Origin of the sequence: Cognatundibacterium jejuense, assembly GCF_014284255.1 — a bacterium.
Lineage (GTDB): Bacteria > Pseudomonadota > Gammaproteobacteria > Burkholderiales > Burkholderiaceae_D > Undibacterium > Undibacterium jejuense.
This window is the reverse complement of record NZ_JACOFV010000001.1, coordinates 296,399-313,652: the sequence shown is the minus strand read 5'-3', so window position 1 is coordinate 313,652 and position 17,254 is coordinate 296,399. Positions and strand designations below refer to the sequence as shown.

Genomic DNA, 17,254 nt, shown 5'->3' with positions numbered 1-17,254 from the left:
AAGTTGCAAGAAAAATTCTCCGATAAATCGTCAATTTGATATGCTACTTTGTCGCAATTTCAAGCGTCGATCTATAACTGCCACTACTGCTAAGTACTTCTAAAACACTCGTAGTGAATACAAAAAAGCGGCTCCAGAAATTTCTGGCGCCGCTCTTCTTATATCAAAATCAGATCAACTGAATATTTGAAGGCGTTAGCTAACTCGCTTTGGTGCCTCAACGACACCACCTTTTTGAGACTTGGCGACTTGCATTGCCGTTGCGATTAATCCGCTCATATCACCCAGATTTGCAGGAACGATGATGGAATTATTGGTCTTCGCTAAATTCGCAAAAGCAGCAACATATTGTTCTGCCACCTTCAAATTCACCGCATCTTCACCGCCAGGTGATTGAATCGCTGCTGCTGTTTTACGTATCGCTTCAGCGCTTGCTTCAGCAATCGATAAAATTGCCGCTGCCTGACCTTGAGCACGATTAATCGACGCTTGTTTTTCACCTTCTGATTTGGCGATAGACGCTTCGCGCTCACCGGTAGCGATATTAATTTGTTCTTGCTTTCGGCCTTCAGAAGCTGCAATCAAAGCACGTTTTTCGCGTTCAGCGGTAATTTGCGCCTGCATCGCATGCAAAATTTCTTTTGGTGGCGTCAGATCTTTGATTTCATAACGTAAAACTTTGACGCCCCAGTTTGCAGCTGACTCATCAATTGCACTAACAATCGTAGTATTAATGTGATCGCGCTCTTCAAAAGTTTTATCTAATTCCATTTTACCGATCACAGAACGCAACGTCGTCTGCGCTAATTGCGTAATCGCGGCGATGTAATTCGATGAGCCGTACGAAGCACGCATCGCATCTGTAATCTGGAAATATAAAATACCATCGACCTGCAATTGCGTATTGTCCCGGGTAATACACACTTGCGGCGGCACATCCAGAGGGATCTCTTTCAAGATATGTTTATAAGCAATACGATCGATGAACGGTACAACGATATTCAAACCAGGACCTAAGGTGCTGTGATATTTACCCAATCGTTCAACCACCCAGGCGTGCTGTTGCGGCACGACGTTAATCGTTTTAAAGACAAAAACGACGGCCAACACAAACAGCACCAGAGCAACGCTACCAATACTTTCCATATATCCACCTTATTGTTATTTGAAATTTATACCAAGCTCGACTAAATTCTTACTTCAAAAAAGAACCTATCTTGTTGATAGCTTGACGATCAATTTACTACCTTGCACTTCCTGAATCACATATTGTCCAGGTTCACCACTTCCATGATGCATTTCCACATCCCACATTGCTCCACGGTAGGAAGCACGCGCCGTAAAATTCCCATTTCCTTGTTCATTCCATTGCGGCACTTCGATAATCTGACCTATATCCATATTCACATTCGGATCTCGCGCCGCATCGACATTCCCTTTCCAGCCATATTTACTAGAGTGCAAAGCTATCGTCGCCACTGATCCTACAATGCCAGCCACGATCAGTTGAACTGAAGTGCCAAAACCAATCAGGGCAGATAATGCCCCAGCAATCATGCCTAATGAAATCATTAACAGATAAAAAGTTCCGCTAAATAATTCCAAGATAACGACCACACCAGCCAGCACCGCCCAGGTCATCCATGCGCTCATACCCTGCCCCTTATCATTATATTTAATGCATTACATTATGATCCCTAACGGGACTGAAGTCATCGGTTATATTTTGAAAATTTAGCCGTGATCGTCAGATTATCAGGACTAAAAAGTAGTGAGCATTTCAATACAAACATGCCCGTTGCGCACGACCACGCGATCAAAAATAGACGACTGAAAACAAAAAAAAGCCTGCAAATTCAGATTTGCAGGCTTATCTCATTTAAGAAAGAACAATAAGCAATGAAGAATCTAAAGCTAACCCAACGCCACAATCAACACATTCAATCAGGCGCTTGTACTAAAAAGACTTCCTATCGAAACACTTCCCTCAACATTGGCGGCAACCAATTTCAAAAAGGACTGAAGGTCAGCTTGATGAGGATTGCCACCACTGCTCTTCACTAGACTATTGAAAGAGCTTTGTAATGCTGATGCTGAGGAGCCAGATGAATCATTGCTTGTTCCAAACAAGCTATCAGAAGAACCGCCGCTATTTCCTAAATTCGTAATCAATTGCTGAATGCTTGATTGCAGACTAAAAGTCGGACTGGACTTATCTAACTTAACCGGTGCTGGCGCAGAAGAAGACTGTCCGGAAGACAAACCAAGTAACTGTGCGAGATTCGCCCCACTGACGCTATCAGTACTACCCGATGAAGTACCAAGCAAAGCCGACAGATCAGTATTACCTGAATTTTGTTTAGCTAACCCCGGTAGAGCGTTCAATAGGCTGCTGGTAAAGTTAGACGAAGACTGCTGGCCGCTCGATGACAATAAAGTCGTCAAATCAATGTTTGGATTAATTTGTGATAAAGCTTGCGCAATTGCAGCAGACAAAGCACTGCCGTTTGCACTCGATGATGACGTTGCTGACGTCGCGGCTACGCTATCAGAAGACGCGGGCGAGACAGTGGCAGTCGATACAGTATTGGTTGCTGCCCCTAAAGCACCGACGGTCTGGTAATTTCCGGCACCCAATGAAGAAATTGACACCTTGTACTCCTAATTTGTAAGGCAATAATATGGCGATCTGCTTCATTCTCTATGTAGTACGTCGAAAATGAAATGGCATATTGCCTATTTGTTACACAGTTATACAAAATTCAGAAAAAAATAGCAAAAAAAATGCCATTAACGACGAAACTACAAGTGCTACCGGATTAAAGCGCAAGATGCTCTAAAAAGTATTTCGCATGGAGCGCGGTTTGGCGCGGATCCTCCATTATTGGCACGTGCCCGATTCCCGGCAATATAATTTTATAACTTCCTGTTAAATGTCGATTTAAATAATCTGCGTCGGCAACATTCAAAATCTGATCCTGATCACCCCAAATAATCAGCGCTGGCACCTTGATACTATCAAGATGTCCACTCTGGTCAATATCTGCTGCGATATCGGCAAATATTTTTTTATCGATGTCAAAACGTGCGATTTTTTTATCTGCAAGCAAATTAAAAAATGGCCTGGGCACATACGGCGGCTTACTCATACAAAATTCTATTAAGCGTTGAAAATCTTCCTTATTTTTAACATCCACCAAAGGATTCAGATCGCGGCTATCAACGATATTCTCTAAGACGCCAGGCTTGATTTCAGCGCCAGCGGCACTGATTAAGACCAACGAAGAGACGATCTCTGGATATAGATGAGCGAGGCGCAAAGCGATTGCTCCCCCCATAGAATGACCAACAATATGAACCTTGCTTACATTAAGAGCCTGTAATAACTTATACACACGGTTGGCTTGGCTATGAACCGAATAATCGACCTCAAAATCCTGATTATTTTCACCATGACCGGGCAAATCCGGAATCAACATAGGCAGTGATGTCGCCAAATGTCTGGCAAAACCAGACCAGATGTCTTTTTCCGCACCAAACCCGTGTAACATCAACAGCACGCCACCAGATTGATTTACGAGAGACCCAGTATTACTACATAAGTAAGATATATCACCACCTTCAAGCGCAATGTTTTTCTTTATCAGACCAGCTTTTTGATATTCAACACGAATAGCATCATCAAAAATCTTTGTCAGAAATCGCTTAAATGCTTGTTTAATGAGAATAAACATAGAATATATTTCTAGTAAAAATAGAGCGTGAATATCCGCTTTGAGATAAAAGCTTCAGACATATACAAGCTACTATGCACTGATTGGTGCAAAAAATATAGCTAATATGGCATCTTCTATCAGATCGGTTAAAATTTGCGCCCACCAACAGCCAATGACAGCCAATTAAAACGGCGCACAAGCAATAAATAGTCATGTCAAAACAATTAAAGAACGCCGATTTATTTGCAGATGCAGATTGGCTAGCCTGGTTCGATGGATCAGCAAAACCCAATCCAGGTACATGCCGCCTGGCTTGTATCTTAAAAGGAAAAAACGGCGAACATTTTAGCCGCTCCCAACACATAGGCTACGGTGACAGCAGTGATGCAGAATACCAAGCCCTGATTGCCGCCTTGACACTCATTAAGCAACATGTCAACCCGTCGCAAGCAGAAAGCGTGTTATTGAGAGGTGATAGTCAAGTTGTAATCCATGATGTTTTAGGACCAGAAGCAAAGGCTTCGGCACGACTCGTTGAGTACAGGCAGAAGGCGCAGGCATTGCTCTCGCTGCTTCCGGCAGTGCGCCTTAAATGGATCCCACGCCATAAAAACACGGAGGTTGACGCACTCATGCGTAACAATATTGATATCAAAAACTGAAAAGCATTCACGTATTACGAAATAAATTAGGTTTTTCATCACAGCTGTGAGCAAATTCTTACGCAAGCGTTTGATTATTCAGCATAAATTCTTCATACAGCAAGCAAGGCTAGCGGCTTTCCGGTAAAATCGCGCCCATGAATCCTTTGCCAAAAAATCTTTTCTCTTTCCCGCGCTTCCGCTCTGATGTCGGCGGGAGCAACACAGCCCCTTTCTTACCCATGTCACGCGCCGAAATGGACAAGCTGGGCTGGGATAGTTGCGACGTTATTTTAGTCACGGGTGACGCCTACATCGATCACCCTAGCTTCGGTATGGCCTTGATCGGTCGCTTGCTTGAACATCATGGCTTTAGAGTTGGTATTATCAGCCAGCCTGATTGGCAATCTGCCGATGCTTTCCGCGTCCTCGGTAAGCCAAATTTATATTTTGGCGTCACGGCGGGCAATATGGATTCCATGGTAAATCGCTATACGGCTGACCGCAAAATCCGCTCAGAAGACGCATACACGCCCGATGGTGATCGCACCAAGCGCCCCGACCGTGCGTTGGTGGTTTACGCACAACGCGCACGTGAGGCATTCCCTGATGCAAATGTCGTCATAGGTAGTATTGAAGCGAGCCTGCGTCGTATTGCGCACTACGATTACTGGTCAGACAAAGTTCGCCGTTCTGTGCTGCCTGATTCTAAAGCGGACATTCTGTTATTCGGCAATGCCGAACGCGCATTAATTGATCTGACTCATCGTCTTGCACAAGGCGAAGCAATCAAAGACATCCGCGATTTACGTGGCACTGCATTCATGGTACCGCGTGGCTGGTTGCCAGATGACGATTGGACTGAAATCAATTCGGTCAAAATCGATACTCCAGGCAAACTCGAAGCGCATACCGACCCCTATGCAATGACGCCAGAAAAAGACGCGAAGTGCGCAACTGGTGATGATGCCAAAATAGTAACGTCTGAAGCCCCGGCGGTCAACGTAGTGCAACAGCAAGCCATTCGCATCATGAGCCGTGAAGAACGACAACTGATGCTCAAGAACAAGCAACATAAGTCAGTAATCCGCCTGCCTTCGTTTGATGAAGTCAAAGACGACGCTGTGATGTATGCCCATGCCTCCAGAGTATTCCATCTGGAAGCCAATCCGGGCAATGCCAAGGCGCTGGTGCAAGGACACGGCGACCGTGATGTCTGGCTCAACCCGCCGCCGCTGCCATTAGCAATGGATGAAATGGATGGGGTGTATGACCGCGCCTATGCACGTGCACCACATCCGGCGTATGGCAAAGCCCGCATTCCTGCGTGGGAAATGATCCGCTTCTCAATCAACATCATGCGTGGCTGCTTTGGTGGATGTACGTTTTGCTCGATTACTGAGCACGAAGGTCGCATCATTCAAAGCCGCTCTGAACCGTCAATTTTGCGTGAGATTGAAGAAATCCGCGATAAAGTCAAAGGCTTTACCGGCACCATTTCGGATCTGGGCGGCCCAACAGCCAACATGTACCGTCTGGCCTGCAAAGAAAAAAAAATCGAAGAATCATGCCGTCGTTTGTCTTGCGTCTATCCATCAATTTGCTCCAATCTCGGCACTGATCACAGTAAATTGATTTCGATCTACCGCAAAGCCCGCGCCATTCCCGGTGTGAAGAAAATCCTGATCAGCTCAGGTTTACGCTATGACCTTGCCGTCAGATCACCAGAATACGTGAAAGAGCTGGTCACCCATCATGTTGGTGGTTTGCTGAAGATTGCGCCAGAACATACTGAGTCCGATACTTTATCGAAAATGATGAAGCCCGGCATCGGCAGCTACGATGAATTCAAACAAATGTTTGAAAAGTACTCCAAAGAAGCGAACAAAGAACAGTATCTAATCCCATACTTCATTGCCGCTCATCCTGGTTCGACCGATGAAGATATGGTCAATCTGGCGATTTGGCTCAAGAAAAATGATTTTAAACTGGATCAGGTGCAAACCTTCATGCCAACCCCAATGGCATTGGCGACCACCATGTACCATACACGCAAAAATCCGCTCAAGAAAGTGACAGCAGATTCAGAGGTAGTAGAAACAGCGCGTTCGGGCAAAATTCGTAAATTACACAAAGCCTTGCTACGTTATCATGCGCCAGAAAACTGGGAAATCATCCACGAAGCGCTGGTACGCATGGGGCGCCGCGATTTGATAGGCAGCGGCCCACGCCATTTGATTCCGGCACGTCAACCAGTGATTCCAATCACGATTGAAGAAAGTGGCGTTGCCAATGGCCGCAGGATAGCTGCGCCAAAGATCAATACTTTTGGTAAAAAGCCGGTCACCCACGGCAAGACGCCAACGGCAGCAAAGTCAGTCACAGCACCCGCCCGCCCAGGTCTGGCTTACAAATCATCAAAGCCCAAAGCGGCACCAGCAAAATCCGGGCGTCGTTAATGATTCACTAACGCGTTCTGAGTAAAATGTAAAACACCATGAAAAGCTGCGCATTCGACGCAGCTTTTTTTATAAGCGCAGATATTTCATCCGCTTTGCTGATGTAAAATCAACCGATCGGTTTATACGCATTTTTTTACACCTACCACCTGGAGGCAGTATGAAACACATGAAAACCGTTTTGATTTTAGAGCATACCGAAGAAGTTTTCGATAAGCTTACCTGCGATGTCTGTGGAGCCGAGTCCTTATGGGATGAAAACTGGAGCGACAAAGAACACGAGAAAATCAACACCACCATCTCAATGGAAGAGGAAGAGTCCCTTCCCAGCGGCGGTTCCGCCAAAATCACGCAATACCATATCTGCCCTTCTTGCTTTAAAACACATTTAGCAAAATGGCTAGAAAGTCATCGAAAGGCTCAACCAACTGTAGCCAGCTCGCTCTGGTAAAACACAATCCCACCTCTTTTCAAGGATAGGACAGCGCGTATTGACAAAGTATAGGCAAAAGTATCGGCAACTACCTTGCAGCTGAGGTTATAATGCAAGGTTTTATTGCATTAGAAAAGCGACATTATGGAAGCCGAACGCCTCAATAGCCTGTCCTCCCTGCTTGCCGACCTGACGGTCCGCGAAGCTGAACTTCGGAGGTATCTTTGACTTCGATATCAAGTCAGAGAAACTAGAACAAGTTAACGCCGAATTAGAAGATCCTAAAGTTTGGGATGATCCTAAACGCGCCCAAGATCTGGGCAAAGAAAAAAAATCCTTAGAAGCGATTGTTGACACGCTCAACAAAGCCAATGCAGGTTTACGCGATGCCAACGATTTATTCGAGATGGCACGTGAAGAAGCCGATGACGATACTTTAGAAGCAATCGAAATCGACGCCCAAGATTTGCGCGGCTTGGTTGAAGGCATGGAATTCCGCCGGATGTTTAACAATCCAATGGATCCAAACAACTGCTTTATCGACATTCAAGCTGGTGCTGGCGGTACTGAGGCCCAAGATTGGGCATCCATGTTGTTGCGCCAATACCTGCGCTATTGCGAACGCAAAGGCTTTAAAGTTGAGATTCTGGAACAATCCGATGGTGACGTTGCCGGTATCAAAACCGCAACCTTAAAAGTGGAAGGCGAATACGCCTATGGCTTCCTACGCACAGAAACGGGCGTTCATCGTCTGGTGCGTAAATCGCCGTTTGACTCCAACAATGGCCGTCATACTTCATTCTCCAGCTTGTTTGTGTATCCAGAAGTGGATGACTCGTTTGAGATCGATATCAACCCAGCAGACGTACGTACCGATACCTATCGCGCGTCCGGTGCCGGTGGTCAACACATTAATAAGACCGACTCTGCGGTGCGTTTAACGCATGGCCCGTCCGGTATTGTTGTGCAATGCCAGAACGATCGCAGCCAACATCGCAACCGTGCAGAAGCGTGGGAAATGTTGAAAGCAAAATTGTTTGAGCTGGAATTGCGCAAACGTATGAGCGAAAAACAAAATCTAGAAGATTCCAAAACCGACGTCGGCTGGGGTCATCAAATTCGTTCTTATGTGCTTGACCAATCGCGCATTAAAGATTTGCGTACTGGTTTCGAGACAGGCAACACCAAAGCAGTACTCGACGGTGATATTGATGAATTTATTGCGGCATCCTTGAAGCAAGGCGTTTGATCTACCTATTCGTGAGCGCATTGCCGAGTCACTCAGCATAAGAAACATCAATGCGACAGGCGCGCTCACCAGCAACAATAATCGATGGGCAAGCTGCCCAATAAACTGAGAAACTGAGAGAAATCTTATGTCAGAAATAAACAATCAAAGCACTGCCAGCGAATTGCCGGTTGATGAAAACTCCATCATCGCGGAACGTCGTGCCAAGCTCGACGCCATTCGCGCCAAAGGCATTGCTTTCCCGAACGACTTCCGCCCTACGCATAAAGCTGCAGACTTGCAAGCGCAATACGGCGACATCGCTCGTGAAGAATTAGAAGCACTGAACGTGCAAGTCAGCGTTGGCGGCCGTATGATGCTCAAGCGTGAAGCAGGTAAAAAGGCCGCTTTCGCGACATTGCAAGACGCATCCGGTATCCGTGCTGATGGTCGTATTCAGCTCTACGTCACGACCGACAAGACTGGCGAAGCAGAAATGGAAGCCTTCCGCCACTACGATCTGGGCGATATCCTCGGTATCGAAGGCGTTTTGTTTAAAACTAAAACGGATGAACTCACGATCAAAGTCACAACGTTGCGTTTACTGACTAAATCCTTGCGCCCTCTGCCAGATAAATTCCACGGTCTGGCAAATCAAGAGACCAAATACCGTCAGCGTTACGTTGACCTGATCATGAGCGAAGACACACGTCGCACATTCAAGGCGCGTACTGCCGCAATGAGCTCCATCCGTAACTTCATGGCCAGCCATGAATTTATGGAAGTAGAAACACCAATGTTGCACGTCATCCCTGGCGGCGCTGCTGCAAAACCATTCATCACGCACCACAATGCGTTAGATATGGAAATGTACCTGCGTATCGCACCAGAGTTGTATCTGAAGCGTCTGGTAGTCGGTGGCTTTAATCGCGTCTTTGAAGTCAATCGTAACTTCCGTAATGAAGGTGTATCGCCACGCCACAATCCAGAATTCACGATGATGGAATTCTATGCAGCCTACGTTGATTACAAATGGCTGATGGACTTCACTGAACAAGTCATTCGCAAAGCAGCTGAAGATGCGCACGGCACTGCTGTATTGACGTATCAAGGTAAAGAGCTGGATTTATCCAAGCCATTTGAACGCCTGACGATCGTTGGTGCGATCAATAAATATGCGCCACACTACACCAATGAACAATTGCATGATGCAGAATTCATCAAAACAGAATTGTTGAAATTTGGCGTCAAACCTTTCGCCACAGCAGGTCTGGGCGCATTGCAATTGGCCTTGTTTGAAGAAACCGCTGAAGCACAATTGTGGAACCCAACCTACATCATCGACTACCCTGTCGAAGTATCGCCACTGGCACGTGCATCTGACACGACACCTGGCATTACTGAGCGCTTTGAATTATTCATGACAGGCCGCGAAATTGCGAACGGCTTCTCAGAGTTGAACGATGCAGAAGATCAGGCAGCACGCTTCCAGGCACAAGTTGCCGCTAAAGAAGCGGGCGACGACGAAGCCATGTTCTACGACGCCGACTACATCCGCGCCCTCGAATACGGCTTGCCTCCAACCGGCGGTTGCGGTATCGGCATTGACCGTTTGATGATGTTGATTACCGACTCACCAAATATCCGTGACGTGATCCTGTTCCCTCACCTGCGCCGCGAAGACTAAGCCAAATCCGCAGAAAATAAACAGGGTAAAACATACTCCTACCCTGTATAAAAAAATGCCCGCATGATCTCTATGACATGTGGGCATTTTTTTAAAAATTAGGGGGAGTATGCATTCATCAACGGTAAAGTCAATCTGATATATAGGCTAGCATATAGGTTAATCAGCTCACCCAACATCAAGACCTGTTTGCCGCAGCAAAGTATTAGTCACGGTAGAATCCACCCTTCCAACACACCAATAAGAATCTTCATCTACCCACTATGCCAACAACCCACCCACTGAAAAAACTTCTTCACTACGCGAAGCAATATCGTTCCGACTTTCGTCTTGCCGCACTGTATTCGGTGTTGAATAAATTTTTCGATATCCTGCCAGAAGTCCTGATTGGCGTTGCGGTGGATATTGTCGTCAATGGCGATAAAAGTTTTTTAGCAAAACGTGTACTAGGCGGATTCGGCATAGTCGACACATGGCATCAATTGATTTTTTTGGGGCTCGTCAACGCTCTGATATGGGGTGGCGAATCGTGGTTTGAGTATCTGCTGTCATTGAAATGGCGAAAACTCGCGCAAAATTTGCAGCATGATTTGCGCCTTGATACGTACGACCATGTGCAAAAGTTGGAAATGGCTTATTTCGAAAATCAACGCACCGGGAATCTGATGTCGATCTTAAATGAAGACATCAACCAAATGGAGCGTTTTTTAAATGGCGGCGCAAATCAAATCATTCAGGTCGTCTGTTCTTCCATTATGGTGAGTGCCGTATTCTTTGCACTGCAGCCGTCACTGGCAGTAATTTCCTTGTTGCCAGTACCGGCTATTTTGTTTGGTGCATTCTGGTTTCAAAAGCGCTTAGCACCTCGCTATGCGGAAGTGCGTGAAGCGGCAGGCGATGTCAGTGCCAGACTCAATAATAATTTGCTCGGTCTGGCTACGATCAAAGCATTTGCGACAGAGGATTTTGAGAAAAGTCATATCGCCGAAGCCAGCAATAATTATCGCGAAGCAAACGCCAGAGCCATCGCCATCAGCTCTGCAATCACCCCTGTCATTCGCATGGCGATTTTGGCTGGCTTTACCGCTACGCTGGTCTATGGCGGCTGGCTGACTCTGCACGGCGATTTAGCAATCGGCGCGTATTCTGTTCTGGTGTACCTGACGCAACGTTTATTGTGGCCAATGACAGGACTGGCAGATGTAGCCGATATGTATCAACGGTCCATGTCTGCGATAGACCGCGCTATGAATCTGCTCGATACCAAGATCAGCATCAGTTATGAAGGCCAACACCTGACTCCAGCAACGGTCAAAGGCGAACTGCGATTTGAAAATGTTGGCTTTTCTTATGGTGACCAAATCACTTTACAAGACATCAATTTGCGCATCCCCGCTGGCAAAACAGTTGCCTTTGTTGGCTCCACTGGCTCGGGTAAATCAACGCTGGTGAAGTTACTACTGCGGTTTTACACACCACAACATGGACGGATTTTGCTTGATGGCATACCGACCGATAGCTTGAACTTACAAGATTTACGGCGCGTGATTGGTTATGTCGCCCAAGATAGCTTTTTAACCGATGGAACGATTGCTGACAATATTGCTTACGGTATGGATCACGTCAGCGACGAAGCAATTGCCGCTGCGGCACAAGCTGCCGAAGCGAGCGAATTCATCAACAAATTGCCATTGGGTTTTGCGACCCGGATTGGAGAGCGCGGGCAAAAATTGTCTGGCGGTCAGCGTCAGCGTTTAGCGTTGGCGCGAGCCATCCTCAAAAATCCGCCAATTTTGATATTGGATGAAGCAACCAGTGCGGTTGATAATGAAACAGAAGCAGCGATACAACGCAGTCTGGATGTAGTAAGTCGTCATCGCACAACGATCGTCATTGCCCACCGATTATCGACAGTTCGACAGGCAGATTGCATCCATTTACTGGAAGGAGGCCGCATTATTGAAAGCGGAACACACGATGAATTACTTTCACTTAATGCTGGTTATGCCAGCTTATGGCGACTCCAGACTGGCGAAAAACAGTTGCAGCAGTAGCAAAAAATTAAATATCGCGCTATCATGCGCGGTTTATACATTTCGTTACATTGCGCATGAAGACCAGAATCAAAGCCGCCATCGCTGGCAGCATCATTACTCTGACAGGATTTGTCGCCTACCAAGCAATCCGTCATGTGTCGAAAATGCCAGCCCCAAGTGCAGAAGCAGTCAAACTCCACCTGAAGCCATTTCATGTTGATCCGACGTGGGTAAAGTCTGGTACGCCAAATTTCCGGGCAAATGAATTTTTCAAATCTAGCGACGGCACAATCAGCTCTGGGATATTTGAGTGTGACGCTTCGACGTTTGAATGGCATTACCAATTTGACGAGGCGGTCTACATTCTTGATGGCAGCGTTCACCTCAACTACCAAGGCAAAGAATTTACAGTCAATGCCGGTGAAACTGTGCTATTCCGCGCTGGAACGGTTGCTGTTTGGAATGTCCCAGATCACGTTCGTAAAAGCTGGACTATCTACGATGCTGGCAAGCCCGCACGCGGGCTCGCCAAGATTTTGCAATAAAAATGTAACAAAATTGAAATTAGCTAACCGTTTTAGCTAACGCCAAAGCACTGAGGAAGGCATTTTCAACCCGGCCACTGCCTTCCAGCCCTGCTGCGAACCAGTCGCCACAGACGCCGACTTTGCGCTTAGCATCCCACATGCAGTCTTGAGGCAATGGATGTTCAGCTTGCGCAAAACGCCAGCGATGTACGACAGCATGGATAGGCTGTATCCAGGAGCCAGTTGCCTCGTGAAATGCTTTGAGCAATTTTTCTTTGGCACGTTCCGGCTCTTCTTCCAGATGCTCAATGCTCCAGGCTTGTGATGCATGAGCAACCCATCGCTCCCCTGCTCTGTGCTCAGGCTTTGACGTATCTCTGGCAATCCATGACAAACGAGATTGATTGACCCAAGCGCCGCCATAGGGCAAGTCTAGCGATGTCTGAAAACCCAACATCAGCGCCCAGCACGGTGCCAACTTCGCTTTATTTGCTTGCGCTTCAAACTTTGGAAACTCATGCAACAAAGCTGCGGCCTGATCAGCAGGAATTGCCAGAATTACTGCATCAAATGGACCTGCAGAAGCAGGAATGCAAACGGTATCGGCTTGCACTTTCAGAAGCCACTGATCGCCATAAGCTTCTAAAGCCATAACTTGCTGCTCTTTTCTGACATCCAGACCATGCGCAAGTTGTTTGCCCAACGCATTCATACCAGGTGTCGCGACATAGCGTGTTGCTGACTTCCCTGCAGGCTTTACGGTTCCATGATCGAGAGAAACTAATTTCTCATCCCAGGCTGTGACCCAGCCAGATTTTTTCCAATCGCTAATTTCTTTTTTAAATCGATCTGTACTTGCCGTGAAATATTGTGCACCATGGTCAAATCCACCTAACTCAGTTTGGCGGGTACTCATACGACCACTTACTCCAGCGCTTTTTTCATAGACGGTCACATGGTGACCTTGCGATTGTAATTGGCGTGCTGCGGTCAAACCAGATAATCCTGCCCCTACGACGGCGATATGCATATGTAATTCCTCATTTGAGACAATAAAAAACGCCCGCGACAATCTCTGTGCGGGCGTTATGTTCAATTAAAAAACATTGTTTGCTACTCTTCATTCTGTTCTGCTGGCCAATCACGAATGTAGGCTTTAAGCATTTTATTTTCGAAACTTTGCGCTTCAAGCACTGCTTTGGCGACGTCATAAAATGAAATCACGCCCAGCAAGGTTTTAGCATTCATGACTGGCAGATAACGTGAGTGTTTTTCCAGCATCATGCGACGTACTTCGTTAACTTCGGTCTCGGGCGTGACGGTAATCGGATGATCATCCATATATTTACGCACAGTACCATTCCCCAGCGCGCCATTATTGGAGTGAATCGCACGGATCACCTCACGGAAGGTCAAAATACCGGCGAGATCACCGTACTCCATGACAACCAGAGAGCCTATATCTTTTTCTTCCATCACACTCACGGCTTCAGTGATCGGCGTGTCCGGTGTAATAGTAAAAAGAATATTGCCCTTTACCTGGAGTATTTCAGAAACTTTCATGGCATGCTCCTCCTGTTTTCTGTGTTTTATGAAACTGTATTCCAATGTATCGTAAGCGATGCAAAAAATCCAGCATGTTCACACTTTTTCCTACCGAAAACACAATTTCATTTTGCGACGTTAATGGTAGCATTGCGGCATCACAATTTGGAGATACCAGTTTATGAGCGGCCCACACTATCCCGGCTTTGATACCCTGTCCTTGCACGCAGGTGCAGCACCTGACCCGGCAACGGGCGCCCGGGCAACGCCGATTTACCTCACTTCATCTTACGTTTTTAAGGATTCAGATCAGGCGGCGTCTCTATTTAATATGGAACGTGCTGGCCATGTGTATTCGCGCATTTCAAATCCAACTAATGCCGTACTGGAAGAACGCATTGCAGCATTAGAAGGTGGCGTCGCCGGGATTGCCGTTGCGAGCGGACAGGCAGCCATGCATCTCGGTCTGTCAACCATAGCTGGAGCAGGCTCACATATTGTTGCCTCGCGTGCTTTGTACGGTGGGTCACAAAATTTGTTGGCTTACACCCTGAAACGTTTCGGCATAGAAACTACCTTCGTCGATCCGCGTGATTTGAAAGCGTGGCGCAATGCAATTCGTCCGAATACCAAAGCATTATTCGCCGAGACCTTAGGCAACCCAGGATTAGACGTGTTGAATATTCCTGCCGTTGCTGCCATCGCACATGAAAACTATCTGCCACTGATGGTTGACTCGACGTTTACGACACCGTATTTACTTCGTCCTTTTGATCTTGGTGCGGATCTGGTATTCCATTCAGCAACAAAATTTTTGTGCGGTCATGGTACGGCCATCGGTGGCTTGCTAGTCGATGGCGGCACCTTTGACTGGCAAGAAGCCTATGAAAAAACGGGGCGTTTTGGTGAATTATGTGAACCCTATGACGGTTTCCATGGCATGGTATTTACTGAAGAATCAACCGTAGCAGCGTTTTCTTTACGGGCGCGCCGTGAAGGCTTGCGAGACTTTGGTGCGTGTATGAGCCCACACAATGCTTTTGCGATTTTGCAAGGCATAGAAACCTTAGGCTTGCGCATGGACAGACATGTCGCCAATACCCGTAAAGTGGTCGAGTTCCTAGCTTCCCACCCAGCAGTGGCGTCGGTATCCTATCCAGAATTGCCTTCACATCCTGATTACGAACTGGCGAAAACCTTGTTACCAAAAGGTTGTGGCGCGGTATTTTCATTTAATCTCAAAGGTGACCGCGCCGCAGGTCAGCGCTTTGTCGAATCACTCAATATTTTCTCGCATCTGGCGAATGTTGGCGATGCCAAATCACTGGTCATCCACCCGGCCTCTACCACCCATTTCCGTGTCCCATCAGAGCAACTCAGTGCGTCAGGCATTACAGAAGGTACCATGCGATTATCCGTCGGCCTAGAAAATGTAGACGATTTGATTGAAGATTTGACCCGTGGCTTGAAAGCAGCCCAGAAAGGAGCCTGAGATGTTATTTCAAGTCAATCAGCAAGAAGCCTATTCCTATACTGGCGGCAAATCTCTGAACCCAGAACTACCAACTGTTGTCTTCATTCATGGCGCCCAAAATGACCACTCGGTCTGGGCACTGCAAAGCCGTTATTTTGCACACCATGGCTATAACGTCCTTGCAGTTGATCTGCCTGGACATGGCCGCAGCAAGGGCGCTGCCCTGACTTCCGTCGAGCAGATGGCAGACTGGTTGATCGCTTTATTAGATGCAGCGCACATCCCTGAGGCAACCTTGGTTGGGCACAGCATGGGATCATTGATTGCTATGGAAACCTGCGCCAAAGCGAAAGATCGCGTAAAACGTTTGTGCTTGTTGGGGACAGCCTATCCAATGAAAGTTTCTGATACGCTACTCAATGCAGCGCGTGACGAGGAGCAGACAGCGATCGATATGGTCAACATCTGGTCACACACTTCTATTGCACACAAGCCGTCATTTCCCGGCCCAGGTTTCTCTGTGCTCGGCGGCAGTCAGCGACTGATGCAAAGAATGTCCAAAATCAATCCTGACAAACTATTTTATACCGATTTCTTCGCCTGCAACGCCTACACAAATGGCGAAACAGCAGCACAAACCGTGCAATGTCCGACCTTATTTTTGATCGGCAAAAAAGACATGATGACGCCACCGAAAGCGACAGCTACGCTGACCAAGATCATCTCCCACGGCAAAACTGTGATGTTGGATAACTGTGGACATTCAATGATGTCAGAGCAAGCAGAAGCGGTACTCAATACCTTACTCCAATTTGTAAAGGCGTAAGCGGATGGCGATGACATTTGAAAGTTGGGCGCTTTTCACCGCCACCGAAGCAGCGATGTCCTTATCACCAGGACCAGCGGTGATGATGGTGGTGGCGTATGGTATTGCACGTGGGTGGCAAAAATCGCTGTTTGTGACGCTGGGTATTCTGGTCGGTAACGCGATATTTTTTACTCTCTCGGCGACCGGTCTCGGTGGCGCGTTATTGGCATCTCCCTACATCTTCATGGGGATTAAATACCTTGGCGCGGCTTATCTGGTATATCTGGGTTTATCTGCGATTTTTGGCAGGCCATCGCCAATCACGCTCTCTCGTATCGACGATCAGCCCGAATCGGGAAAGGCAATTTTTGGCAAAGCCTTGATGCTGCAGCTGACCAATCCCAAAAGCATGCTAACATTTGTCGCGATTTTGCCGCAATTTATTGACCCTTTGCAACCGATCGGCATACAAATGTTGATACTCGCCGGATGCTCTATCATTCCAGAATTTTTTATCTTACTCGGATACGGGATATTAGCAAGCAAGGCGAGTCATCTGGCGACGCAGGAAAAATACGCATTGATCACCGAACGTATCGCTGGCACCCTTGTACTGACTGCAGGGGTTCTTATCGCAGTAGTTTAAACAATGCACCTCCGAACCGGTCAGTTCAGAGGTGCGCTTAAGTGACGTTCGTGG

The 17,254-nt window shown here is 47.1% G+C and carries 16 protein-coding genes; 10 read left to right on the top strand and 6 right to left on the bottom strand.

Annotated features, from left to right (window positions below):
• Positions 1 to 195: 195 nt before the first annotated feature.
• From H8K32_RS01490 to H8K32_RS01475, 4 genes are all read right to left on the bottom strand, one after another.
• Positions 196 to 1,146: an SPFH domain-containing protein gene (locus tag H8K32_RS01490; protein ID WP_186910683.1), complete on the bottom strand. Its 951-nt coding sequence runs from the start codon at positions 1,144 to 1,146 to the stop codon at positions 196 to 198.
• A 66-nt stretch (positions 1,147 to 1,212) separates the two neighbouring features.
• The gene (locus tag H8K32_RS01485; RefSeq protein WP_186910682.1) at positions 1,213 to 1,653 is read right to left on the bottom strand and encodes an NfeD family protein; all 441 of its coding nucleotides are present in this window, start codon (positions 1,651 to 1,653) and stop codon (positions 1,213 to 1,215) included.
• Between the two features lie 291 nt (positions 1,654 to 1,944).
• Entirely contained in the window at positions 1,945 to 2,652 is a 708-nt protein-coding gene (locus tag H8K32_RS01480; RefSeq protein ID WP_186910681.1) for a hypothetical protein, read from the bottom strand.
• A gap of 167 nt (positions 2,653 to 2,819) precedes the next feature.
• The gene (locus tag H8K32_RS01475) at positions 2,820 to 3,734 is read right to left on the bottom strand and encodes an alpha/beta fold hydrolase (protein WP_186910680.1); all 915 of its coding nucleotides are present in this window, start codon (positions 3,732 to 3,734) and stop codon (positions 2,820 to 2,822) included.
• Positions 3,735 to 3,928: 194 nt separating this feature from the next.
• Between H8K32_RS01475 and H8K32_RS01470 the strand changes: the two genes are divergently transcribed.
• The 7 genes from H8K32_RS01470 (at position 3,929) to H8K32_RS01440 (ending at position 12,745) form a co-directional block, all read left to right on the top strand.
• Positions 3,929 to 4,378 carry a ribonuclease HI family protein gene (locus H8K32_RS01470; RefSeq protein WP_186910679.1) on the top strand — a complete coding sequence of 150 codons (450 nt, stop codon included), beginning with the start codon at positions 3,929 to 3,931 and terminating at the stop codon, positions 4,376 to 4,378.
• Positions 4,379 to 4,599: 221 nt separating this feature from the next.
• Entirely contained in the window at positions 4,600 to 6,816 is a 2,217-nt protein-coding gene (locus tag H8K32_RS01465; RefSeq protein WP_222612988.1) for a YgiQ family radical SAM protein, read from the top strand.
• 160 nt (positions 6,817 to 6,976) lie between these two features.
• Positions 6,977 to 7,267: a hypothetical protein gene (locus tag H8K32_RS01460; RefSeq protein WP_186910677.1), complete on the top strand. Its 291-nt coding sequence runs from the start codon at positions 6,977 to 6,979 to the stop codon at positions 7,265 to 7,267.
• 126 nt (positions 7,268 to 7,393) lie between these two features.
• Positions 7,394 to 8,498 (top strand): peptide chain release factor 2 gene (prfB, locus tag H8K32_RS01455; RefSeq protein ID WP_186910676.1). Its coding sequence is split into 2 segments (ribosomal slippage): positions 7,394 to 7,474 and positions 7,476 to 8,498, totalling 1,104 coding nucleotides; the frame shifts between segments, so codons are not numbered across the junction.
• 127 nt (positions 8,499 to 8,625) lie between these two features.
• The gene (lysS, locus tag H8K32_RS01450) at positions 8,626 to 10,164 is read left to right on the top strand and encodes a lysine--tRNA ligase (RefSeq protein WP_186910675.1); all 1,539 of its coding nucleotides are present in this window, start codon (positions 8,626 to 8,628) and stop codon (positions 10,162 to 10,164) included.
• 263 nt (positions 10,165 to 10,427) lie between these two features.
• Complete coding sequence (locus tag H8K32_RS01445; RefSeq protein ID WP_186910674.1) at positions 10,428 to 12,218, top strand: ABC transporter ATP-binding protein; 1,791 nt, start codon at positions 10,428 to 10,430, stop codon at positions 12,216 to 12,218.
• Between the two features lie 56 nt (positions 12,219 to 12,274).
• Positions 12,275 to 12,745, top strand: a complete 471-nt coding sequence (locus H8K32_RS01440; RefSeq protein WP_186910673.1) for a cupin domain-containing protein — start codon at positions 12,275 to 12,277, stop codon at positions 12,743 to 12,745.
• 19 nt (positions 12,746 to 12,764) lie between these two features.
• Here the strand turns inward: H8K32_RS01440 and H8K32_RS01435 are convergent, their stop codons facing one another.
• Positions 12,765 to 13,757, bottom strand: coding sequence for an NAD(P)/FAD-dependent oxidoreductase (locus tag H8K32_RS01435; protein ID WP_186910672.1), 993 nt, complete (start codon positions 13,755 to 13,757; stop codon positions 12,765 to 12,767).
• A gap of 83 nt (positions 13,758 to 13,840) precedes the next feature.
• Complete coding sequence (locus H8K32_RS01430) at positions 13,841 to 14,290, bottom strand: CBS domain-containing protein (protein ID WP_186910671.1); 450 nt, start codon at positions 14,288 to 14,290, stop codon at positions 13,841 to 13,843.
• A gap of 163 nt (positions 14,291 to 14,453) precedes the next feature.
• On the opposite strand from H8K32_RS01430, the gene H8K32_RS01425 reads away from it, so the two are divergent.
• Genes H8K32_RS01425 through H8K32_RS01415 form a run of 3 tightly spaced genes read left to right on the top strand, consistent with a single transcriptional unit; the run spans position 14,454 to position 17,200 of the window.
• Complete coding sequence (locus H8K32_RS01425) at positions 14,454 to 15,764, top strand: O-acetylhomoserine aminocarboxypropyltransferase (RefSeq protein WP_186910670.1); 1,311 nt, start codon at positions 14,454 to 14,456, stop codon at positions 15,762 to 15,764.
• Between the two features lies 1 nt (position 15,765).
• Positions 15,766 to 16,572 (top strand): alpha/beta fold hydrolase, encoded by an 807-nt coding sequence (locus H8K32_RS01420; protein WP_186910669.1) that lies wholly within the window; start codon positions 15,766 to 15,768, stop codon positions 16,570 to 16,572.
• Between the two features lie 4 nt (positions 16,573 to 16,576).
• Positions 16,577 to 17,200, top strand: coding sequence for a LysE family translocator (locus H8K32_RS01415; RefSeq protein ID WP_186910668.1), 624 nt, complete (start codon positions 16,577 to 16,579; stop codon positions 17,198 to 17,200).
• Positions 17,201 to 17,254: the final 54 nt, after the last annotated feature.